This window comes from Crocinitomicaceae bacterium (assembly GCA_016708105.1).
Lineage (GTDB): Bacteria > Bacteroidota > Bacteroidia > Flavobacteriales_D > Crocinitomicaceae > JADJGJ01.
Genome location: JADJGJ010000001.1, coordinates 603,543 through 627,376 on the forward strand (window position 1 = coordinate 603,543; position 23,834 = coordinate 627,376).

At 36.6% G+C, this 23,834-nt stretch carries 20 protein-coding genes, 1 tRNA gene and 1 pseudogene; 5 read left to right on the plus strand and 17 right to left on the minus strand.

Translation table 11 applies throughout. The features are described 5' to 3' along the window. Positions 1-5 precede the first annotated feature (5 nt). The 7 genes from IPH66_02500 to IPH66_02530 form a co-directional block, all read right to left on the minus strand. Positions 6-899 carry an alpha/beta hydrolase gene (locus IPH66_02500; protein MBK7128223.1) on the minus strand — a complete coding sequence of 298 codons (894 nt, stop codon included), beginning with the start codon at positions 897-899 and terminating at the stop codon, positions 6-8. A 1-nt stretch (position 900) separates the two neighbouring features. Further along, positions 901-1,557 carry a hypothetical protein gene (locus tag IPH66_02505; GenBank protein ID MBK7128224.1) on the minus strand — a complete coding sequence of 219 codons (657 nt, stop codon included), beginning with the start codon at positions 1,555-1,557 and terminating at the stop codon, positions 901-903. Positions 1,558-1,603: 46 nt separating this feature from the next. Beyond that, positions 1,604-2,185: a PhnA domain-containing protein gene (locus tag IPH66_02510; protein ID MBK7128225.1), complete on the minus strand. Its 582-nt coding sequence runs from the start codon at positions 2,183-2,185 to the stop codon at positions 1,604-1,606. 108 nt (positions 2,186-2,293) lie between these two features. Continuing rightward, positions 2,294-2,803, minus strand: a complete 510-nt coding sequence (locus tag IPH66_02515; GenBank protein ID MBK7128226.1) for a YceI family protein — start codon at positions 2,801-2,803, stop codon at positions 2,294-2,296. A gap of 147 nt (positions 2,804-2,950) precedes the next feature. Beyond that, positions 2,951-5,470, minus strand: a complete 2,520-nt coding sequence (locus tag IPH66_02520) for a carboxypeptidase-like regulatory domain-containing protein (protein MBK7128227.1) — start codon at positions 5,468-5,470, stop codon at positions 2,951-2,953. Between the two features lie 160 nt (positions 5,471-5,630). Continuing rightward, the gene (locus IPH66_02525) at positions 5,631-6,728 is read right to left on the minus strand and encodes a trypsin-like peptidase domain-containing protein (protein ID MBK7128228.1); all 1,098 of its coding nucleotides are present in this window, start codon (positions 6,726-6,728) and stop codon (positions 5,631-5,633) included. Further along, the gene (locus IPH66_02530; protein ID MBK7128229.1) at positions 6,721-7,278 is read right to left on the minus strand and encodes a sigma-70 family RNA polymerase sigma factor; all 558 of its coding nucleotides are present in this window, start codon (positions 7,276-7,278) and stop codon (positions 6,721-6,723) included. Before IPH66_02530 ends, IPH66_02525 begins: the two co-directional genes overlap by 8 nt. Before the next feature lie 117 nt (positions 7,279-7,395). On the opposite strand from IPH66_02530, the gene IPH66_02535 reads away from it, so the two are divergent. After that, on the plus strand, positions 7,396-9,006 hold the full coding sequence (locus IPH66_02535; protein ID MBK7128230.1) for a VWA domain-containing protein: 1,611 nt from the start codon (positions 7,396-7,398) through the stop codon (positions 9,004-9,006). A 151-nt stretch (positions 9,007-9,157) separates the two neighbouring features. Here the strand turns inward: IPH66_02535 and IPH66_02540 are convergent, their stop codons facing one another. After that, positions 9,158-9,748, minus strand: coding sequence for a DUF4920 domain-containing protein (locus IPH66_02540; protein MBK7128231.1), 591 nt, complete (start codon positions 9,746-9,748; stop codon positions 9,158-9,160). Between the two features lie 657 nt (positions 9,749-10,405). Here IPH66_02540 and IPH66_02545 point away from each other — a divergent pair. The 3 genes from IPH66_02545 to IPH66_02555 all read left to right on the plus strand — a co-directional run bounded on the left by IPH66_02545 (position 10,406) and on the right by IPH66_02555 (position 14,471). Beyond that, positions 10,406-12,202 carry a T9SS type A sorting domain-containing protein gene (locus tag IPH66_02545; GenBank protein MBK7128232.1) on the plus strand — a complete coding sequence of 599 codons (1,797 nt, stop codon included), beginning with the start codon at positions 10,406-10,408 and terminating at the stop codon, positions 12,200-12,202. Between the two features lie 184 nt (positions 12,203-12,386). Next, positions 12,387-14,195 (plus strand): T9SS type A sorting domain-containing protein, encoded by a 1,809-nt coding sequence (locus IPH66_02550; GenBank protein MBK7128233.1) that lies wholly within the window; start codon positions 12,387-12,389, stop codon positions 14,193-14,195. A gap of 196 nt (positions 14,196-14,391) precedes the next feature. Further along, positions 14,392-14,471, plus strand: a tRNA-Leu gene (locus IPH66_02555). Here IPH66_02555 and IPH66_02560 read toward each other — a convergent pair. From IPH66_02560 to IPH66_02580, 5 genes are all read right to left on the minus strand, one after another. Further along, the gene (locus tag IPH66_02560) at positions 14,425-16,047 is read right to left on the minus strand and encodes a recombinase family protein (protein ID MBK7128234.1); all 1,623 of its coding nucleotides are present in this window, start codon (positions 16,045-16,047) and stop codon (positions 14,425-14,427) included. The genes IPH66_02555 and IPH66_02560 overlap by 47 nt on opposite strands. Further along, positions 16,037-16,300 carry a hypothetical protein gene (locus IPH66_02565; GenBank protein ID MBK7128235.1) on the minus strand — a complete coding sequence of 88 codons (264 nt, stop codon included), beginning with the start codon at positions 16,298-16,300 and terminating at the stop codon, positions 16,037-16,039. Before IPH66_02565 ends, IPH66_02560 begins: the two co-directional genes overlap by 11 nt. 73 nt (positions 16,301-16,373) lie before the next feature. Further along, positions 16,374-17,039, minus strand: a complete 666-nt coding sequence (locus IPH66_02570) for a MerR family transcriptional regulator (protein ID MBK7128236.1) — start codon at positions 17,037-17,039, stop codon at positions 16,374-16,376. Between the two features lie 360 nt (positions 17,040-17,399). Further along, positions 17,400-18,203: a hypothetical protein gene (locus IPH66_02575; GenBank protein MBK7128237.1), complete on the minus strand. Its 804-nt coding sequence runs from the start codon at positions 18,201-18,203 to the stop codon at positions 17,400-17,402. Between the two features lie 77 nt (positions 18,204-18,280). After that, a complete protein-coding gene (locus IPH66_02580) occupies positions 18,281-19,126 on the minus strand; it encodes a hypothetical protein (protein ID MBK7128238.1) in 846 nt (281 codons plus the stop codon). A 119-nt stretch (positions 19,127-19,245) separates the two neighbouring features. Between IPH66_02580 and IPH66_02585 the strand changes: the two genes are divergently transcribed. After that, on the plus strand, positions 19,246-19,515 hold the full coding sequence (locus IPH66_02585; GenBank protein ID MBK7128239.1) for a hypothetical protein: 270 nt from the start codon (positions 19,246-19,248) through the stop codon (positions 19,513-19,515). Positions 19,516-19,846: 331 nt separating this feature from the next. On the opposite strand, the gene IPH66_02590 is transcribed toward IPH66_02585, so the two are convergent. From IPH66_02590 to dinD, 4 genes and pseudogenes are all read right to left on the minus strand, one after another. After that, the gene (locus tag IPH66_02590) at positions 19,847-20,293 is read right to left on the minus strand and encodes a hypothetical protein (GenBank protein ID MBK7128240.1); all 447 of its coding nucleotides are present in this window, start codon (positions 20,291-20,293) and stop codon (positions 19,847-19,849) included. 181 nt (positions 20,294-20,474) lie between these two features. Continuing rightward, on the minus strand, positions 20,475-21,263 hold the full coding sequence (locus IPH66_02595; GenBank protein MBK7128241.1) for an ImmA/IrrE family metallo-endopeptidase: 789 nt from the start codon (positions 21,261-21,263) through the stop codon (positions 20,475-20,477). A 365-nt stretch (positions 21,264-21,628) separates the two neighbouring features. Then, a pseudogene (locus IPH66_02600) lies at positions 21,629-22,980 on the minus strand (IS3 family transposase). 54 nt (positions 22,981-23,034) lie between these two features. Continuing rightward, complete coding sequence (dinD, locus tag IPH66_02605; protein MBK7128242.1) at positions 23,035-23,811, minus strand: DNA damage-inducible protein D; 777 nt, start codon at positions 23,809-23,811, stop codon at positions 23,035-23,037. Positions 23,812-23,834 lie beyond the last annotated feature (23 nt).

Consider the following 23,834-nt stretch of genomic DNA (forward strand, 5'->3'; position numbering starts at 1 on the left):
CAGATTTAATTCTTCAAAATAAAATTTTCAAGTACCTGCAAATAGTTTGAGTAACCCATCAATACAGGTACTTCAGAATGACCAGCTCCTTCAATTCGGTGCGCTTCTTTATAAGTTGAAGCTGCGTTTTCAAAAATCAGTTCGCCATTGGAAATACTCACGTAGGTATCTTCAACACCATGTAACCACATCAAAGGAATTTGGATGTCTTTTATTTTTTCTGCATTATCAAATTCAAGCGTAGATACAAATTTTGAATCAACCGTAATTACTGTTGATGATTGCGTGAGATATTGAACTGATGCAAGGGGTGATTCAATAATCAATTTTGCAGGTTTAAAATCTTCACGATACGCCGCGCGATCAATTGCCGGAATGGCACCAAGACTATAGCCGTAATAAAAAGTGCGATTAGCTTGCGCACCTTTGCTGATCAACCAATCAATTGCTGCGTCAGCATCTTCATATAAACCTGTTTCACTTGGTTTACCTTCACTCATACCGTATCCGCGATAATCAAAAACAAATACGCCATACTGATATTTTGATTTGGTATTGGCAAGCAGGGCTGACCGTGTCCAGTAATAATCCATGTGTCGTGATTGTCCATGCAGGTAGAGAATCACACTGTCTGTTGCAATAGAATTAGTGTCGCCAATGTACACACCGTAAATGGTGTACTCTTCTCCGGTTTCTGAACTGAATGATTTCATTGAAATTAAATTAACTAAAGATTGGTCAACTTTCAAACTGTCATCAATGATAATTTCAGGATCATCATACGCATCAAATGCATAGTGTTCAAGCGATTCATAAGGAAACGCAAGCGCATCCAAATTTACTTTTTTGCAAGCAATTAAACTTGCGCAAAGGAGTATCAGAAATAAATATCTTGCCATACTAATGTTGTGGGATTAACCATCTGAACCCAAAATAAATTCCTGTTGCGCCTGCATCAGCAGTGATACCGGCCCATGGAATAAAAGAGTACTTACTTTTTAAAAATATTCCGCAAAGTTTTATTTCTGTTGTGAATTGAAAATTCCCGCTTTTACTTTTTAATACATGTCCAAATTGAGGACTGAATAGCCAGCGATGTTCAACCGGAAGATCATTAGCCATAGTTTTGGACAAGTCAAAATAATTATTGATGCCGGTGTAGAAATAGTTTTTTCTTGCGCCGTAATTCCAATAGGTATTCACATCAAGCACGGGCCAGCATTTTGCCGTGTGGTCATACATATCCCATACGAATTGAAAAGATGGTGAAACCGAAACATGAGGTACAAATTTTTTCTGTTCAACAAAACGATATGTAATACCTGCATCTAAATGTATATTACCAAAAAACGCTGACGTAAGATTAAAACCACCATGCACGGTGAGGTTAGTATCAATTCCATAACCACCTTCAACAGCCAGAAAAGGAACTGGAATAACGGCAGGCGGGTACTCAATCAAGGGGCCACCAAAATTACCACCTACGCTAAAAGTACCTTTATCTAATGGTTCAACAAACCTTACCGGTGCGCAGGCTATAAAAATTATAGACATCATGAATAAACATAGTTTGCGCATATTCATTTTCAAAAGAATTAAATTTTCAATTAGATTTTTTCACGTATTTCGTCAAAATGACAATGTGTTGTCCTTCAACTCTGCCTTCAATATGTTCTGCATTATCAGCAACCAATGAAATATTGCGAACAGCAGTGCCGCGTTTAGCAGTAAATCCTCCGCCTTTTACATCCAAATCTTTTATCAAGGTAACCGTATCTCCTTGCTGCAAAATAGCTCCGTTTGAGTCTTTGTGAATTATTTTATCTTCATCGTCTAAATGATCACCGGTAGATTTTGCCCATGACAAATCATCTTCTTCAAGATAAATCATTTCAAGTAGGTCTTGTGGCCAACCTTCACCACGCAAGCGATTAAGCATTCGCCATGAAAGTACTTTAACGGCAGGAACCTCGCTCCACATGCTGTCATTCAAACAACGCCAATGTGCGCTGTCCATTGATTCTTTGTTTTCAATTTGATGATGGCAAATCTGGCAAATTGCTGCGTAATGATCAGCGTTTTCATCTGCCTTGGGCGGAACAGCGTATACTTGTAGTTCGGCTGTAGCTGAGCATAATTCACATTTTCCGGCAGCGCGATCCTGTACAATTTTTTCTAGACTCATGATTCAATTTTAGAACAAAGATATTCATCCTTGTCTAAAATTGCAGGATCATTGTCACTTCTTCAAAATAGTTGGACAAGGCAGTAGTGAGATCAGTTCTAATAATAATTACAAAATCGGAATGTGAAATTTGATGTCTACGTTGGTTTGTTCAGGTTTCTTTTTAGTATACCCACCAACGTTATAATATTTGAGTTGAATGGTTGACGAGCCTGAAAACAGTTTGTTATCATAAGTGAATGTGATTTTTTCTTCACGTGATACGTCTTTGATTTGAAGTGTACCTGTCATGACAAATGTTGACCCCTCGGCCTGAATAGATGTGCTTTTAAATGACATCTGCGGAAAGGTTTCAACCTCAAAAAAATCTTTAGATTGAAGGTGTTTATCTCGAGTAGAATTTTCAGTGTTTAACGTGTTTGCCTCAACGGTACCACTGATGGTTGATGCTGTTAAATCAGCAGGATCAAACTTAATGCCGGCAGCAAATCCGCCAATTGTTCCGCTGGTACCTGATGCCTCTGTAAATTCTATTTTTACGGCGGACAAATTGATGTCTAATTCTTGTTGACCTGAAAGGGATGTGGCAAAATAAAATGCGAGCGCTAAGTAGTTCATAATCTATAAATATGTTTAAACAAATAAAGTCAAAACAAATATATAGATGTTTTAATGACTAGTGAAGATGATAACAAAAAAATAACGATTGTAGAAAGTGAATATAATAAAGCGCTATGGTATACCTTAGTTGTCTGTACAGTAAGGTTAGAAATTGAATTTCAGATCTCGCTCATCCATCACATCAAATGAAATTTTGAATTGCATGTTTTTAGGCTTGCTTTCATCAGGCAGAGCAAAGGCATTATTTGCTACCGAGAAAATTACATAACCTCCTATGCGCAATCGTTGCCGCGCAATTTTGAACGTGCGTTCTAAACCAAAGTACAACTCTGTGTAAAAGTAGTTGTCATGTTCAGGTAAGAAGATGAATCCGCCGCCAACTAATTCTTTTATCCCTGTTTTTTTCATAAACGGAATTTTATTGATCAATGCCCCGTTGAAGTGATGAATGTAGTGAAACTCAGCATACCAGTTTTCAGTTTCATAGCTACTGTCAAGATTTTGAAACGAGTATAGCGGATTACTCAACAAAAATCTGAAGAAGCCATCATCTGATTCTCTGAAAAATTTACGATCAAAATAAAAAACACTGTCTTGATTTATAAATGAGCCACCTCTGAGCACGTAGTATGATTCACCCAAAGTGCCTATTTGAATTTCTTGATCAATACTTAAACTGATGTAATCAAAATCAACTACAGATTTAAGTAAACCATTCCAACCTTTTTCCCAATACAAAGTAATAGTTGGCCAACGACTGCCCAGAATAACTTTTCTGTATGGTTCAGAGATGTATTTTTGAAATGGAGTATAACTCAAGGTCACGGATGATCTGACAGCATTGTATGGATCAAAAGAAATGGGCAAATCATTTTCAAGTTGATCATCAAAGAGGTGACTAAATTTAAGACTATCTAAAGATGAACGGTGTTCAAACCTGAAACCGCCACTCAAAAATAATCCATTCACTAATTCTGTTCGCGCGTATGCACCGCCTTGTTGATTGAGATAAAAATTTGAGCGTTTAATTGATTGCATATAGGCGGTATAACTGTTCACCATATCTACATCACGCGACCCCCAAACCATGTAGCTGCTGAACTTTTTAGGATTAAACATGTGACTAAACCTAAAGCGTCCGCGCGGATCCCAATTATTGAAACCAATGGTAATATCACCACCGAGATCCATCCACTGTTGATTTTCCCATTTCTTGAAATAGTCAAAGCCCGGCCCAATGCGCATTCCGCCAACACCAATGGGTTCCCAAAAATCAGCAAGGGATGATAAATACCATTGAGTTTTCTTGTCTCTATTTCTATGTGTCACTCCAAAATAAAGTACTTTCAAAAAAGTGATTTTATTGAATACTGCATCTACTGAGTCAAGATATTCTTTGCGAGTATAAATTGCCGTGAGTGAATCTTGTACAAATTTTTTTCTTAACTCTTCTTCTGTTAAAGGAATTGGGCGCACATCTTCCCAGAATGTACTATCTCTTTCATAGGCTCCTTCAACTGTTGATCCTAATTCATTATTAAAAAATTTCTCCGGAAAATCAGGATTAAAAATGTAATCAGTGTAAACAACCGTTGTTGTTCCATGAACCGTTTCTTTCCCGTATTTTGTATCGTATTCAAATATTTGCTTACTGACTACCCATATAGAATCAATCTGTTCATACTCTTGAATGATTCTGAAATTATCATAAATTTTCAGATTGCCTTTGTGCAATTTCACGTCAATTTTGGTGAGCACCCATTCATGTTTTTTTATGTACAGATGTCCTTCCATAGTTGAGGTACCATAATCACGCGCACCAATTTCAATTTTGTAAATGGTATCATTCCCTTCTGTGATAATATCTACCAATTTGTATTTGTATGAAAGAATGCCTGATGGATGCAATGGCGACACAATAGGTGAAGTATGCAAATCATCTTTTCTGATCAATCCTTTGTAGAAATTGAATTCGCCGTTTACGGTAGATTGAAAATAGACTTGATCAGGTTTGCCAATGGTTTGATACGCATTGCGAATTTCTTTGATTTTATTCGGCATTTGAACATGCATGGTCAAACCTATTTCGACCATGTTCAATCGGCTTTTCTCTCCCTCAATCTGATTTTTAATTTCGTCTTTTTGTTCTTCAAACAAATCTTTTGGTTGCCCGTCATCTTCCTCTTCTTCTTTTGGTTTTTTTTCTTTTACATCAAATGTTTCAACTCCCTTAATGTAAACGCTGCAGGTATAACCCTCATATTGATCAGCAAAATTTTTCTTGTTGTCAATCACATGTTGAACAATTTCCCAGCCCAGATTTTTTTTCTTCTCTGATACGTTGACTTCGTCCAACTGATTATCTTTTTGTAACATGACCACATGAACCTGTGTTGGCGTTTGTGTAGCAACCGTTACGTTCACTTTAAAATCTTCAAACCCTACGCATTTAAAAAGCAAGTCATAATTTCCAAAATCACAGCCAAAAAAGAATTCACCGTTCTCATTGGTAACTGCACCTACGTTAGTGAAATTGATTGCATAAACCTTTACATACGGTACAGGGTTTCCGTCGGCATCTTTTACGGTGCCCTCAATGCTCTGTCCATAAGCATTCATTGCCAAAAACAGAAAACCGAATAAGAATGTCCGCAGTAATTTCACGGTTGTATGACGTTAAAAGTGGAGTAAAGTTACTGATTCATGCAATGTGCGGAATTAAAAATAGTTAAACGGTTTAAACTTAAGAGCGTCGGCTCGTTAATTCGTTAGTTACAAATAGAATGCCAGTTCAGGAAAAAGTAACAGATAAAATGAAAATAAATTACAGATGAACCTCAAAAATGAAAGGTCGATACGCTTGTATCAGGTCTGCATGTTTCTTGTATCGTTTTGTGAAGTTAGATGCCATGGAAATGACAATACCATCAACGGTTTCAGCTGATTTTAGTTGTCTCTGAATAACGGTGTATTTCAAAACATAGGTCACTGCTTGTTTTTTACTGTTGTTGGCCGTGATAAGGCCGGCCAGGTCACCATCTCGGGTGAATAAGGGTGCGCCGCTGTAACCCGGATTTGATGGCAGACTCACTTCAAACGTGGTAGTGTCAGAATGATAACCCGTTTCTGAACTTATTACACCGGCAGTATATACGATGTCTTTTTTTGGATAGCCCAGGGTAAACACGTCTTCACCCAATGAAATATTTTTTCTAATAAACTTGAAAGGCACCGGATTAAAATGACTGGTCAAATCATCATGACATTTTAAGATGGCCATATCAGAGGCACTGTCTGACCAAATAACACTTGTTTCAAAAGTCAGGTTGAGATCTTTATTTTGCAGCACAGGTAATTCAGCATGTTCAACTACATGATATGCAGTAATAAAATATCCTTCATTGGAGATCAAAAAAGCAGTACCTGCCGGATCACCGGAATGTATCTCAAGTTTTTTAGCCGAGGCCATGAGCGTTATTGAATCAGTTGCGTTTTCTGAAACAGCACTTTCATTTGCATAATCATCCGAGTCAGCTTGTGTGGCGGTTGGCTGAGTATACACTAATTTCTGGTAATCATTCCCTGCGGTTGATTCATTTTTTAAATCACTGAATGGATTTACTACCGTGAATAAAATAGCCAAAGTTGCCGCAATGCCAACAATGGGCCAATAAAATGCGGGTTTAAAAATCAGAGACTTTTTAGCTGTAGGTTTTTTGTTTAGTGTTTGGATGAAAGAAGTGAAGTCATCATACTCAGCAGCAAGTTTGATATCGGCAATAAATTTTTTGTAATTGTTCCATTCTTGATTTAGAGCGGAGTTTTCAGCAAGTTCTTTTTCAAATAATACGCGTTGCTCAGCAGACATCTCATGCTGGTAATAGGCATCAAACCGGTCTATATTTTTTTCAAAATCAGCCATGCGGATAGAACAATTTTTTCAGCCTTTGCAAACATTTGTATTTTTGATTTTTTGCATTTTCTGCATTGGTGTAGTGATACTCATCGGCAATTTCCTGCATGTTTTTTTTCTGGTAATAATAGGATACCAACACGCCGCGGCATGGCTCACCTAAATTGCTGAGCGCAAGGCTGAGTTGTTTTGTGCGGTTGAGTAAAAAATCTTGCTCATCTTCTTCAACTGCATGATCATTGAATCCATTTTCTTCAAGATAAATAGATGAATTTATTTTAACTCGTCCTGATTTTTTTAACCAGAGATTTTTTGAAATGCCAACCAGGTAGGTACTTACTTTAGAAGTGAGTAAAAAGTCTGCTTCTTCTGCCTTTTTGATAAAAATAAAGAAAGCATCCTGCAAAATATCTTTTGCATCATCTACTGTGCCTTGATGGTTTGATACATGTTTTAATACCATGGGATACGTTTCAGTATAAATACTTGTCATTACAGTTTTATCACGCATGCGAATCTGGTGCAGCACCGTTTGATCAACATTGTTTTCACTGCTCATGCTCAAGTCTATTTATCCCGCGGAATTTAAAAGGTAACCCAAATTAAAGAAAAATATTTTAATCGGGTTACTTCTTTGTGTTGAACAGAATGAACGAACAAATAAAACTTTTTAATTATGAAAACAAAATGGATAACAATTAGCGCGGGATTAATACTTGTCATGAACATGATTTCCTGCGGTGGGCAAGGTTCATATACCAAAGATGAAGCGGGGTATTATGAGAACACGCCCGTTGAAAATTCTACTTACGTGTCAGCCACAGAACCTGATGCAACGTCAGCACAAAAAATTGAAGCGCCAACAGATGATTTCAGTGATGTAGCAATGAATACGGAGGAATATGCCTACATGCCTGAAAATGATTTTTTATCTCCGTTGAATAATCCTTTGTCAACTTTTTCAATTGATGTAGATAATGCAAGTTACACCAACGTGCGCCGGATGCTCAATGATAGTCAGAAACCTCCGGTTGACGCCGTTCGTTCTGAAGAGTTTATCAATTACTTTGATTACAACTATCCTGTGCCTGCAAAAGAAGATGTATTTTCTGTTTATACTGAAGTAGGGGATTGCCCATGGAACGAAAACAATAAATTAGTTCATATTGGTTTGCAGGGTTACACCATTGCAACAGAAGATTTGCCGGCATCAAATCTTGTTTTTCTTTTAGATGTTTCGGGTTCTATGAATGATGAAAATAAATTGCCTCTCTTGAAAAAATCATTCAAAATGTTGGTTGATCAACTCACTGAAAAAGATAAAGTTTCTATTGTAACTTATGCCGGTGAAGAAAGAGTGGTGATGGAAGGTGCAAGTTGCAGTGAGGCAAATAAAAATGAGATAAAATTTGCAATTGATAATTTATCAGCAGGTGGTTCAACCAATGGTGAAGGAGGAATAAACAAGGCTTATGACATTGCCGTAAAAAATCTTCTTACGAAAGGAAACAACAGAGTAATTCTTGCTACTGACGGAGACTTTAATATGGGGCAGTCATCTGACGGGGAATTGACAAGATTAATTGAAGAAAAAAGAGATCAGGGTGTTTATCTTACCATTCTTGGATTTGGAATGGGCAACTACAAAGATTCAAAAATGGAATCATTGGCAGATAATGGCAATGGAAATTACTTTTACATTGATGATATTTCAGAGAGCAACCGCGTGTTGGTTACAAATCTTGCTGGTACTTTATTTACCATTGCAAAGGATGTAAAAATTCAAGTTGAATTTAATCCTGAATATGTGGCTGAATATCGTTTGATTGGTTATGAAAATCGTCTGATGAATGCTGAAGATTTTGAAGATGATAAAAAAGATGCCGGTGAACTTGGTGCAGGACACACGGTAACCGCTATCTATGAAATTGTACCCGGCAAAGCAAAACAAACAGATTTAAAGTATCAGCAAAAAAATTCCAAATCATCAGGTGATCTAGCCACGATCAAATTGCGCTATAAAAAACCGAATGAAGATACCAGCATTTTGAAAGAAGTGGTCATCAATAAAAACACACTCAATGCATGGGAAAAATGCAGTGATACATTCCGCTTCTCAGTTGCAGTTGCAGGATTTTCACTCTTGCTCCGCGAATCAAAATACATCGGTGACTTTACGTTTGATGATGTACTTCAAATCACCAAATCATGCAACCTCAACGATCAATTAGATCGCATTGAATTTACCGGATTAGTGAACAAAGCTAAATTGTTATTCCAGAATTAATTCATGTTATGACCCTGGTTAACACCACCGGAATTCCGCAAGGAGTTCCGGTTTTTTTTTTCTAAAAATCCCTAACCCCTAAGTCCTATGTCCTAACCCCTAAGTCCTAACCCCTAAGTCCTAACCCCTAACCCCTAAGTCCTAACCCCTATCAATGCTGTTTCTTAACCAAAATAGATTCGCAGTCAAAAGTTTTTTCAATTTTATCTTCAGTGATTGCATCGTACTCCTCTTGTGAAACTTCTTCACCGGCAGCGGCTGCATCATCAAGCAAGTGTTTTTGAAAATCTACGCTGAGTGTATCAATTTGCAGTGCGCCTAATAGAATAGCTTCAGTACCTGATGGAGTTTCAATTGGAATAGTAAAGTGATCACGGAAGAAAACGCGAATGGCGCCACCTTGTTCATCATCAAATGTAATCCAGCAACCTGCTTGTTGGCAAACATCCTGAATAGATACTTTTACCTTTCTATTGAACGCACCGGTTGATTCCATTTCAGTGAACATTTCAGTCACGGTAGCAAATCCATCTGCAGTAATATCGGTATGACCATATAGGGTATACTCTCCGCGGTCTACTCCGTCAAATGCAATGGTTGATTCTTCTTCTTCGTGTTCGTCATGTACGGCATGTGTGCTGTCAGTTGTATGATTATCTTCTGAAGTGTGGTGATCACATCCACAACATGAGGAGAATCCCAAAGCAAGGACAACCGGCAGAGAAAGCATAATTTTTTTCATAATAGGTATTTTATTGATTTAACATTTCCTTCATTCTTCTGCCATACAGACAGTTTTTCAGGTGGTCAAATTTAACCAATTATTTTACCCTTCCAAGCACAGCATTCGGTTGTGTGAAATAAATATGGCTGCAGTGCTAGGCACTTTTCTTGAATTTCAAGATGAAAAGACTTAATTTTAGCCATTATTTAAAATTGTTCTAACATGTGATTATCCAACTTAATTATGAAAATTTGCGTAATTATGTATTAGATCAAAAGATAAGAGAGTATTAATAATCATTACTGTCCGATAAAATATTTTAGAACGACTTTGAAACCAATGGCACCAATTGATTTCAATAAATAATCAACCGTGGGGCTTACTTTTGGTTATCGGTTTTTATTTTAGTTTCTTTCTTCTTTTGGCTTGACCCAAAAGAAGCAAAAAGTCAAGGCCCGCAAAAAAGACAGGCAATCCTTCTTGCAAATTCTAAGTGCGGACGGGTGATCTCCGGAACATTTGTAGTTGAAGGAACGTTCGCTGCACGGAGCTTCCCGTCCTTACTAAGAATTCGCCGCGAATTATCACCTATCTTTTTTGATGGCCGGGGAAGCTTTATCTGAAAATTTTAATTTTTCCCCCGGACAATAGTGATTAATAATTTAAAATTTAAACATGAAAAAAATCTACTATTTAGCAGGTGCTATGCTTATTTCAGGCATTGCAGTTGCTCAAGGACAAGCGGGTATGGCTATGCGCGCGCAAACAGGTGCTTACATGCAAGAATTTCGTCCACTAAGTAATCAAGATCGTGCGCCGGGTGATGTTATCCTCACGTATGAAGATGATTTTTCAACACCGGCTAACTGGGTAGTTGCCAACACAGGTTCACCGGCTCATGATTTTAGCATCAACACAACCGGTCCGGGATCAGCACCTGACTTAATCAATTCAACTTCAGGCGGAAATTTTGCCTGGTATGATTGTGATCCGCAAGGTGATGGTTCAACCGTTGACGCTACATTAACTTATGGTTCAACGTTTGATTTGACAGGATATCCTGCGGTAATGGTTTCGTTTGAACAATTCTACATGGATTATTATGAAGACACGTATGTAGAAATTAGCACAAACGGTCTTGCCGGGCCATGGACACAATATGAAGTAAATGCTGATTATACACCAAATTCGTATAGTTCAACTAATCCTGTACAGACATTGGTAAATATTTCATCGCAGGCAGGTAATCAGTCAAATGTTGCGGTGCGTTTTTATTATGTTGGCGGCTGGGGCTGGTCATGGCAAATTGATGACTTTGCTTTGGTTGAAGCATATCAACATGATCTTACCATTTCACAGGCGCATTTTACATCAGGCACATGGTTGACTGAATACTATCAAATACCATCTTCTCAAGTTACAGAATTTACTTTTGGTGCTTACATTAAAAGCAATGGTGTAACAACACAAACCAATACCTATATGAATGTGCAGGTAGATGGCGGAGTTGAGTATGATGAAGTTTCAGGTCAAACTACTAATCTTGCTGAAAACCAAATTGACAGTTTCTCAATTGAAACACCAAACGGATGGACTCCAAGCGGAAACGGAACTTATGATCTTGAAATGATTGCAATCACAGATGACTTTACTGATCAATTAATCTCTGATAATATTCAAACGCATGAACCAATTACTGTTGGTGGTACAATTTATGCACGCGACAACGGCATTATTTCAGGAGGCTTTTCAGGTTTCGTTTCAACTGCAGGTGAGCCATTGCAAATCGGAAATGTGTTTGAATTTTATGGCCCGGCCACTTTTGGTCGTGTACACGTTGGTTTAACTACATCGGCAAATAGTGACGGACAACTTGCCTACGTTTCAGTTTATAAATGGGATGACGGTGCAGGTGATTTTGTTTTTGTAACGCAGTCTGGTGATTATATGATCGAAACTGGTGATCTTGGAACCATCATTGAATTTGACTTACAAGATAATGTGGATGCTGTTGCAGGTGAAGTATATTTGGTTTGTGCAGGGCACTACGGCGGAGATCCCACCGTATCTTTTGCAGAAGCACAAACTACTATTGAAGAAACTGTACTTGCTCAATCAGTTGGAGGTCTTATTGTAGCCGGTGATCCAAGTGCAATGATTATTCGCCTTGAATTTGCAAATTCTCAAATTGGTTTAACAGAACAAGTTGCTGCAACCGGTTTCACTGCGTATCCAAATCCAGCAAACGATCAATTTACCGTTGAATATAATTTGGTTCAAGGAGGTAATGTTTCTCTTGTAATTACTGATATCACCGGACAAGTTGTAATGTCAGAAGATTTCGGAAATCAAACAAAAGGCACCTATAAAAATGTTGTTTCAACAGACGAACTTGCCAATGGGGTATATTTCTACACGCTCAATGTAGACGGTACTTTAATGACTAAAAAAATGACGATTACCAGAAATTAATTGCTGAACAATTATTTTTTGAAAGGCCCTGTTACTTTGTGACAGGGCTTTTTTTTTCTGTCAGATTCCGGTTGCTGCAGAACCAGTGCAACTTTTTCAAAGTCTGCGCAGTCTTTAAAAATAAATCAGAGAGATTTGGCAACCCTTTGTGTTGACTGTTGTATTTCTGAAAAATGATCTACTTATGAAACGTATTTTTTACTTTTTTGTCTTGTTGCTGACCATGAGTCTGACTTCAAGTTTGAGAGCTCAAACAACCATTGAGTTGTTGGATTCGATGTCCTGGTCTGCTAACTATTGTCCTACACCGGTTACAACCTATCTCTATGCGTATGGCCAGACAACCGGTTACGACGATCTGACAGATAGCATTGAATTGGAAATATTTTGGGGGGATGGAACTTCCAATAGCTTTATGGTTGACCTTGTTGATGGCGGAGGATTTGATTATTTTTATTCAGACTCTTTGTTGGGAGGAATTCTCGAGCACACCTATTTATTGCCTGGGAATTACACTCCAATGATCATTGCAACAGGTCCGGATGGAAATGCAGACACCACTGCCACCCTAACGCTGATTATTTCATCAACCTGTATTGCCGTTGACGGCTATACTTATCAAGACAATAATTCCAATTGTGTTTTTGATGCAGGAGACGATACGTTGGGTTATGCTCTTGTTCAAATCCATGATTCATCCGGTGATCTAATCGCACTTGGATATTCTAATCAAAGCGGGTATTATAACTTTACCATACCTGAAGGATTGTCGAATTTGGTCATCAGTGCAACTCAGGGGGGTATGGTCACCAACTGTCCAGTTGCCGGTAGCTATACATTTAATTCGACAGCGAGTACTTCATTTGACTTTGGATTGACTTGTCCTGTAACCAGCGCGGATTATTTTGCTTACCATACCGCCATGGTTGGTATTGGCGTTCCTGGTGGTTATGGTGAAATGGCAATCTTCGCCGGTGCTTTCGGTTGTACAGGAGCAGGTAATGCAACGTTGACACTTGAGCTTGACCCATTGGTTTCTTATGTGAGCATGATCGATGGACCAGCACCAACGAGTATTGTAGGAAATGTACTGACATGGGATTTTTCGCCTACCGGCTACATGGGGTATTACGATGGCTTTCTAGTAAGAATGATTACTTATACTGATCCTTCTGCAGTAATTGGTTCTCCATCCTGCTGGGACATTAATATCACCGGAAGTTTGCCGGATCCTGACCTGTCCAACAATGATGAGTACATGTGTTTGACGGTGGGTGGTCCGTGGGATCCAAATGCCAAAGAAGTAATTCCTGCCGGAATTGGTGCAGCGGGTGAAGTGGCACCAGAGACTGAATTTTATTATACCGTTTATTTCCAGAATACAGGGAATGCTCCTGCCCTAAATATTTATGTGATGGATACCATCAGCAACCAACTAGACATGGAAACATTTGAAATTTTAGGAAGCAGTCATTTGATGAATCCGATCTTCACAGATTTGAACATCATCCGTTTTGATTTTCCAAACATCAACTTGCCAGACAGCAACGCCAACGAACCCATGTCACACGGGTGGGTGAGATACCGCATCAAAGCAAAATCAGGATTGGCTAACGGAACCGAAATCGAAAATACCGCACACATTTATTTTGATTACAACGAAGCCATCGTGACAAACACCACGTTGAATACCATCAACCTGTCGCTGAGTATCGAGGAAGAAAAATCAGTTAGATCTGTTTTCACGCTGTACCCAAACCCGGCAAACAACCAGTTCACGGTGCAGTACAATTTGGTGCAGGAAGGTACTGTTTTTCTAATCGTCAGTGATCTGACAGGCAAAGTAGTAAGCACGCAGGAAGTAGGCTCTCAAACACCTGGTACTTATACAACCACTGTTAACACTGCCGAATTTACATCAGGCCTTTATTTCTGCACGCTATTGATTAACAGTGAGGCCATCACTAAAAAAATAACGGTGCTGCGCAATTGATCTTACTGATAAAAGGCTTAATGTCCCGCTATTCAACCAATGGCGGGATTTTTTGTTTTTATAAGGTTTGATTGCGGAATATGAAAAAATGATTAAATTTGCAGCCTCTTTGTATCCGCCGTAGCCCTGGCCAAGGTGGGTAAAACAACTGAGAAGCCCAGTGATAGTCCTTCTACACTAAAGTTTCAAAGGATAAGCCGAAGTGGCGGAATTGGTAGACGCGCACGACTCAAACTCGTGTTCGAAAGAGTAAGGGTTCGATTCCCTTCTTCGGTACAAGACGGGAAAAGTTCATAAAATTTGAGCTTTTCCCGTTTTTATTTTCCGCCCAATGGCTTCGTATTAAAGGGATTGCCGAGAACATCGAATTTACTCTTGGGGTTCGATAAACGTGTTTTTCGTGATCATAGCGAATTCCCTCTGGGAACACCATTTTTTGAATTCTTCTTTTTTCTTCTAAATCGCCAGAAGACCATGCCTCACTGAGATTGGCGGCAGAACCTAATGCAATATCTATTGCATTTTCAAGGTTCGATAAATTAAAATGTGAATTTTCGATTTCATCGGTAAGGTCAGTTAATTCCTTATCAAATTCCTCCTTGTATTTTAGGTAAAGTTCACGATCGATTTCACCCAAAGCAAATCGTTTTCCTATTTTATTCAAATTCATTTGTAATGCAGACACCTGTTTTTCCAAACCGAGTGCATTTGCAATACTCTCTTCATGCATCTGAATAAATACCTGAATTAGCATTTCTTTCATCGGTTGTTTCAATTCAATATCAGTCAACTCATATTCTTTTAGCGTTTGTAAAAACAGTTCGTGCATCTGTTTTGCACTTTTGTTTTCTTTGCTTCCGATACGGTTATTCTTATAATAATAAATGTTCTTTCTTCTGACTAAATAACCCGTATAGGCCGTACCACAACTATCAGCAATAATGAATTGTTTTAACGGCAGATTTTCATCGTCTTTTTGATATGTGCCTCCGTAATTTTTTTGGTTTAATAAACCATTTACTTTCAGAAAGATTTCTTTCGACACAATTTGCGGATGACTGCCTTCTATAACTTCTCCGGGAATAATTGAGCTAACGATAATGCCACAGTAAATCGGATTTCTAAAATAATCGCTCAATTTTTTGTGTCCCTTTTTCCAACCTTGTTTTTTAAGTTGCTTTGTAATTTCGGAATAGGTAAGGTCGGTTTTCGCTTTTAATTCAAATGCTTTTTGCAATAGCTTTCCTTCTTTATTAATAACGAGATTGGGATATTTTCCTTTACCGGGATTTGTATTGTCGTAACCAAATGGAATAGCGCCACACACAAATCCTTTTCTAAGTTTTTCTTGCATTCCTGATACAGTTTTATCTCGGCGAATTGCATTGTCAAATTTGCTGAACGTAAAAAACATATCTTGTTGCAGAGCGCCTGATGATGTTGTTGAATCAACTTCTTGGGTTGCAGAAAGTAGAATAATTCCTCGCTTTTTTAATTGCTCGACAATGTAAGATCCATTTGCTCCTGTTCTTGAAAAGCGATCAAAAGAATAAACAATAATATATGCAATATCAACATGGCGTTTAACATAAGTCAGCATCTTTTGAAATTCTTTACGGTCATCACTTTTAGCTGATTCAAAAGTGCCACCGAAAGATTCAACAACAGTTAAATTTCTCTTTTTGGCGTGTAGCTCACAATATTTTTTCTGGGTTCCCAACGAAGCATTATTATCCGCTTGCTCTTTGGTGGAAACTCTAGTATAAATAACTGCTTTAGTTTTTCCTTCCGTTTTAAAGGCAATACCTTTTTTTGCAAACTGCCCAAAATTTTCCAATTGCTTATTGCTCATTCGTTTTGTGTTTTAATTTGTTCAGTCTGTTTATTTGTTTCAGGATGATGGTAGCATATTCTTCAAGCTGCTCAACAATTTCATTAGCCAATTCATCCGATAATTTTTCAAATCCTCTCATGGCTTTTAAAGTTGTTCCTATCATCTTTTTTCCATATTTCGCTTTCCACTGTTTCAGTTTTTCTAACTCAACTTTTATAAAATTCTGCTTTTCTTCTTGCGATCTTTCTACTTTTTTTCTTGACCTTTTCATTTTGCCTCCTCTCTCATTAACCCCTCGTGCTTATCCGCCAAAAGTGCAGTGTTCCTTCTTCTTGCTTTTTGAATTACTTCATGTTCATTGCCATTTCGGTCTTCATTAAATTTTCTCTTTGCATAAATTCAATTATAACATGCCGTAACGGATAAGAAATAAACGGCTCATTCATAACTTCAACCTTGCTTTTACTTTCGGGTACATGTTTCCCACTTTTTACTATCGTCGTTCCGTTCTTTTTGATCAACAGAGTAGCATCGGATTTGTGAACAAAAGTCTCGTACATCAACATACAGAATATACTATTCATCAAATCGGTGCTACCTTCATTAATTACTTTTTGCAATTCTAAATTGGTCTTTAATGCAAGATTAATTTGTGTTTGAAGTGATTTTACATCTTCCTCTTTCTTCAAATCTCCTTTCAATAATTGCAGTAGATAGTCCTGAACTTTGACCTTTTTTAGAACCACGCTTTTAACATTTCTAATCGCGTCATAGGACAATCCAAATTCACGAAGTTCTTTAACAAGTCGCAACCAGACATACTCAATGGCATTGTATTTTCTTCTGCCCTTAACGTTTTTTTCTTCAAGATACAATCCTGATTTTGTCCAGTCAAAAGAAACTTTATCACTTAAACCGATATGGGCAAGCGTAAATTTTTTGTCAGAAAGATATGCGATGAAGCGCATCGATTCTTCTATTCGTGTTTCTATTTGGCTTTTCTTTTTCATCTTAATTATTCATTTACCTTACCACAAGGTAAGCAAATATAATCAAAAAATACTAACCGTGTTTTTTTCGGCGGTTTATTAACAAACCTACTTTGCTAGCACATTTAGATTGTTCACCAAATCGTACAGATGCCTCTTGTTGACTAGCTTGTACACCATTAAATACGCCTTTTTTGGTGCAACATTTGCCAAATACAATACTTTTTGAATACCATCACTTGGCACACCGCTTTGTCTCAACACTTCGCTAATTGACAAAATTGCTAGTACTCTTTTAATGCTACTGAAATCTATTTCTATCAAACTCATACTTTAATTTTTAGTTAAACATTTATTCTACATTTACTCAAGCTTGACGGCTCAACCGGTAGTCGGATTTTTTTCATTTTCTTCTTTGACAAGTTTATTAATACCTTCCCTAAGCTTATCAGATTTAGAAATTGCCATCAATAACTGAACTACTTGGTTGACTCCCTTGTCTCCGAATTTTTCATAAAGTTCACTGAAGGCCTGATATCCTTCCTTTTGTTTTGTGTCTTCTTTCTTTTGTTCATCGGCGGATTCAACCTTCACTTCTGCATCAGGCACAGGTGGTGCGCCTGCAAGTGCGCCCTCCGGTGTTTTTCCTTTGAATATTCCTAGTAAGGAAATCCCTTCTTTTAACAAACTTGTCATGTCTGTTTTTTTGCGCAGCTCCTCCAACTCTTCTTGAAGTTCATCAATCAATTCTTCTTGATCGTCAACTTTTTGTTGCAGTGATACAATCAAATGTGCCTGATCGTTTTTTTCTAAAGCATCTTTAATTTTTTTATCAAAATCAATTGGATCAGCTCCATTAAGTGATTTTTCTTTTAGATAAAAAATATGCCTGTTGCAGTTGTTTGACTGACCGAAATAGAGAATGACCTCTACCGTTTCCGTAGAACCGTCAATCATCTCTTTATAATCATCAAAACTTCGTGGATTGGATGTTCTGTAAACACAAAACTCTCCATCAACCTTTATGGCGTAAAATCGCTCGCCATGTCCTTGTGATGGATTCAGCAACAATTTTTTCAAACGGCTGACATTATCATCACTGTAATTTTTAGTAAAAATTTGCTGACTTCTTCGTTCAGGAAAACCTCGTCTTTTCCAATTCTTCTTTCCGTCTTCTGGTTCCATAACAATATGTTTTATACCAAAGTTACGACCAGAATAAGGGCACGGGGGTACTTTTCTGCACCCCGTATTTCACTGATTTAAGAATTTTCTTTTCGATCTTTAATTTCTTGGTCGATTGCTTCAATCGCCTTATTTAATTGGAGTTTCTCGAAAAAAGGACGGATAAATTGTAAATCAGCTAAGTGCTTTTTATCTGACTTTTCTGATAAAATCCTTTTAAGAATTTGAGATTTTCTTGAATTGTCAATATGCGTTATAGGATGCTTCGTTAAAAGATGGGCAAAACGCGCAACGTCAGAATTATTTACATTAACCCTTGGTGTTATTCCAATTTGTTTTAATAAAAAGTGAAGTGCTAAAATTTGATGATGCTCAGTGAAAGATGTTGTGTAATCCAATTTTCGATTTCCCGGAATTTTTTTGTTTTCAATCACAGGAGCATCTATACTGAATGGCTCGGCTGTTTCATTTTTAGGATACGCTTCCAGTAAAAGTCTTACCGCCAAAAAATACGCGAGAAGGTCACTGATTTCATGAATCTCCAGTGATAACAGATACCACTCACTCTCAATCGTTTCTTCGACCAAAAAGGAAGATTCTTCGGGTTTATTTTGATAGAGTTCTTCCAAAAAAGTAATTTCCATTTCCGCTCTTTCTCGAACTAAATGCAGTTGGTCAATTGTTTTGATAATTGCATTTTCTTTATTTAGTCGGTAACAGTGCAGAAATAATTTGGACAATGCGCTGAAAAAAAATGAGTCCTTTGGCAATTTAGCGTTACGCTCAAAAAGCAAATTCCGGTAAAAGGATTGTGCATATTCCTTATTGTCTGACTCTTCAATCTTTTCTAAATAGAGTGATTCGAGTTCGTTATAATAGCCCAGAACCCAATCGTCAAATCCTCCCGTTTTTTCAGTCTCCATAATCGCATAACGCAAATTATGTGAGAATGTTATTTTTTAAAGTGTGTTTACCTATTAAGGCATTTTTCTATGATTATTTGGTTTTATTTTAGTAACTTAATGCCTTGAAAATATATTTTATGGATGATTTAGAAGTTGATAGTTTTTTAGAAAGCCACAAAGAAAAATGCAATACAGGCACTGATGATTTTAAACCTGATGATTTTAAAAAACTACTTGAAATAATTCGGTATATCCTCGATAATTGGAAAATACAATCTGGCACATGTATAGAATTAAAACAATATATCCCTGTATTAGAATCACACATTAAAGGAGATTCCGAGTTTATTGATATGTGCTGTATAGTTAATCGTGTTGTCATTAGCAAAAATATGGACGGATTATAGTGTTGGTTCGTATCAAAGTTTTGAAGTCGGTTAATTTACTTATTTCAAAACCCTTCATTAGACAATGGTCGTTCAAGGAAATGTTGTAAACACCTCCTCTTGTTGCTTCGTGTGGTTTTCCTACGTTTATTTTGAGTAATAAATTTGTCTCTTTTCCTTTTTTTGTTTTTATCAAGGATACATGCCCAATACTCAAATATTTTGGAGTGTTTTCGTCTTCTCTAAATCCTTTTTTTTATAAATGAAACTAATTCAAAGAACGATTCAGAGTGTTCTTTCTGTTCGGATTCAGAGAGATCATTAAATCTAAATTTCGTTGCTTTTGCCATGTTTACTCTTTTAAATCTGAAAGTTTTTTGTCGTTATCTATAAGTATTTTTTTCATGCGCTCAGAATTTGATCTATATAATCTGGACTCATCTGCCGTCAACCAACTTTTTGGTTCATTTAAAATTTTTCCTGATTTTAAACACGCTAAAACATAGTCGTTTTTTCTATTCTGAATTGTAGTCAGCATCATTGTTATTTCGTGTGAATCATCTCTATGCGTTTCAATATGTGATTTTTGTATTAAAAGTTCAGATTTGATTTTCTCAATTTTAGACATCAAATAATAAACTATCCAAAAAACTCCAACTAAACTGAAGATTAAAAGAACCAAATCGAACCCCATAATACTTGTAGACTTATCATGTTTAAACGCCCTATCTATCATAGAAAGTACGCCATTTATATTTGAAACCAAAGTAATTATGATTGGAATTTTTATTTTGCTCATGCCTATTAAGTTTAAAGTTTTAACCAATGTCGCGAAATTTTGTAATTTCAACGCCTAGTTCTTTATTCTTTTATGCCTTAATAGGGAAATGCGCCTTTTTTAATGGTTTACAATGATACCCAATCATAATGCAATCATCCGCAATGATTGTCAATGATTGTTGACTTACATTTAAGACTTTTTATTTTTCCCAAATAACGCTTATCGAATAATTGTAGGACTTTACAAATAAGCAATATTCAAAAAATTTCTTGTCAGGCTCATCATCATTTCGCATTCTCAGCCAGTCCGATTTCCAAATATCTTGTTTCAATTCGTCACCATAATAAGTTTTTTTTGTAGTAAATAATTCATTCGCTACGGAGCCAGATGGCGTTTCCTTATCTCGTTCAAATTCTAAAAAATAACGAAAATCATGACTTGCTTTCCACCATTTCATTTTATTGTCTTTGCAAAAAACAATCACAACAGGATGATTACCACGATTAACAAACTTCAAAATGGTTGACGTTTTACTGACTTGAAACTTATTAGCTAAGTGTTCTATCACTTCTGGGCCAAACTTTTTTCTCAAACATTCGTTGTAAAATTTTTCTGAAGGCATGAGGAATTCCGCCGCGAATTCATTCGCTTCCATTTCTTGCGGACCAGCTTTATACCAATTCATCAGATCTTCCTCAGTGTCTGAAAAAATCGGTTGCAAATTCCGGTGCATTTCATAGTGTCCCAGTTCATGAGCCGCCGCAAATCTTTTTTTTGATACAAACGGAATTTTTGAATTGACCTGAATAATAGATCTACCACAAACGGATACTATCTCGCCGTCCTTACCGTCTAATGGGGTTTCTTCATAAAATGCTTTTCTTCCTAAAATGATTTCTCCGATTGGAATTTCGGTTGGATCGTCAAGTCCACATTCATCCAAAACCTTTTTTGCAATTAGTTCCGCTTTTGAATATTTAAAGTCCATTGGATTTTTTTTTATCCTCGTCAAGAAATTTTAAAGTGAAATGCTTAACTAATATTTTCTTAAGATCCTCTTGACTAATCTTTTCAAAGTTCCTAAAACTTACTGTCAATTGTTCTTCCTTAACAAGAGTGGGCAAAGAAAAATTTGCGCTCTGCAAAAGTCTTTCAACCCAAATAATGGCTCTCTCTTTCAAAACTTCAGATTGTAAGTCGTCAAACCAATCTGTACTTTTTAGTATAAATAACTTAGGACACTTTCAATTTTAAAATTAGTTAATTTTTATTGTTTTAATTAGCAGTCGTAAAATTATTTCCGACTACGGACTTTGGCTTTTTAAAAGAGCCAGTCCTATTCAGAATAATTTTACTTGCCGACTTTCGATCAATGTAGCTTTGTTTTCTTTTGCTAATTGTTTGTTGTTTTATTTTATACCTCCTTTCTAATACTTGATTTGACTTGCCGTAATATTTTTGTGCTGGCGTAACATTGTTTATTGATTCATGGTATCGCTCATAGTTGTAGTAGTGCACGAATTTTTGTAATGCTCGCTCTAATTCCATTGGGCTATGATAAACATCAAGCTTAATAACATTCTTCATGCTTCGATGATAACGTTCAATTTTACCTTGTGTTTGCGGATGACGAACCCTTCCTCTTATGTGTTTTATTTCTTGCTTTGCGGTATAATCTTTAAAATCTTTTGCTATGTAGCAAGAACCATTATCACTTAATAATTTTGGTTTTTCGTTTGTTTTTAAATTTGATTTTATCATTGCAGCATCAATGGTATCTTCTACATCAGTTTCTTTCATTGTAGGACCCAATTGCCAATGAATAATAAATCTGCTGTAGTCATCCAAAACTGTGCTTAAATAATACCATCCCCAACCAATAATTTTAAAGTAGGTGAAATCAGTTTGCCACATTTCATTTACTCTATTTGTTTTATCCTTAAATTCATCTGATGCCCGTATCAAATCATATACAGGAGGTGTTATTAACCCTTGCCGTTTAAGGATGCGATAAACTGAACTTTCTGATACAAATCGTTTATGGATATCAGTAAATAAAAATGCAATTTCTCTTGACGAACGCTCAGGATAATCTAAAGCAGTTTCTATTATCAATTGCTTTTCTTCACTTGGTATTGCATTCCAATACTGTTTTCTACTTTTGGGTTTATCGGCTAAACCATCGTAACCATCTAATAAATAAACATTGTACCAATTGTAAAATGTGCTCTTATGTATACCTAGTTCTAACAATGTCCTGGTTAAACTAAGCTCTGATTTTTCTACTAATAAAATGATTTCGTACTTATCGCTTTGTGTAAATCGCATATATTTTGTCATTTTAGGGTTTATTCCAAGCCTGTCAAACTTTTTTTTAATGATTCATTATGCAAATACAAATCAGCGATAGCCTTCTTTAAATCATCATTTTGTTTCTTTAGATAATTAACTTCTTCAGTATTTGCACTTCGTTCTGTATCTCCGCTTAAACGCTTCTTGCCTGCTTCCATGAAATCTTTACTCCACTTGTAATAAAGACTATCGTTTATGCCATATTTACGACAAATTGTAGCCACGTTCTCTTCTCCTCGAATACCTTCAATTACGATACGAATCTTTTCTTCAGAACTGTAAGTACGATTTGTTTTCCGTTTAATGTCTCTGATTACACTTTGAGCTGTTTTTTTGTTTGGATTTGTTTCCATTTTCTTCTGTTTTTACATTAGTTAAATTTAAGAAAATGTCTCTAATCTTTTAGTTTAAATCAGTACACATTGGTTTGAAACGAAACAAGGTTTTACGCCACGTTCAATTAACATTTTACGCACTGCTATATTATTTTCAATATGCTCTTTACTTATTTTGTCATTTCCCTTTAAATCCTTTTCCACCACATTATGGCTAGTTAGTTCGGATGCAAAATCTTTCGCTTTTATAGTTAATGTTGGAAGAAAATCTGCAAGTGGCTTATTCACAGAAATACCAAGTTTTGTTTTCATATCATTTGTACTGAAGCCACCAAAAAGTGCCTGATCCCCTTTACTTCTAATTATGGCAAATCCGTTATGATCAACACCTCTTTCATAAATAATTCCTGAAAGTTTTTTTTCGCTTTTGGTAAGTTTTTCTCTCGCAGAAACTCTTGCCACATCCAATAATCGTTGTTCTATAATTTCTTGCTTCCGAGTTTGAACAGCAAAGTAAGTTTGCGCAAATGCAACTTCACTTTTTGTTGAATCGCCGTTTTGTGCAACTAAATAACAAGCATATCTTGTCAGTGCTACGTCGTCAATTTCTCTTTGTGCGCCTTTAGCCAATTCTATCATTTTCCCGATATCGGCAAAATGATCCGAAACGTCTGCACCAGAAGTTTCACAGGTGTTTTTTGCTTTATCAATTACCTTAATAAAATTATCCCATTTGGCATAACCAAAAATTGTTTGCAATTCTCTTGCACTCCAACATTCAATTTCTTTGTACAAATAACAAGCCTCTTCAAATTTTCCGAATAACTCATCAATCAATTCTTTTTTCATAAATATTGTTTTTTGTCGGCAGG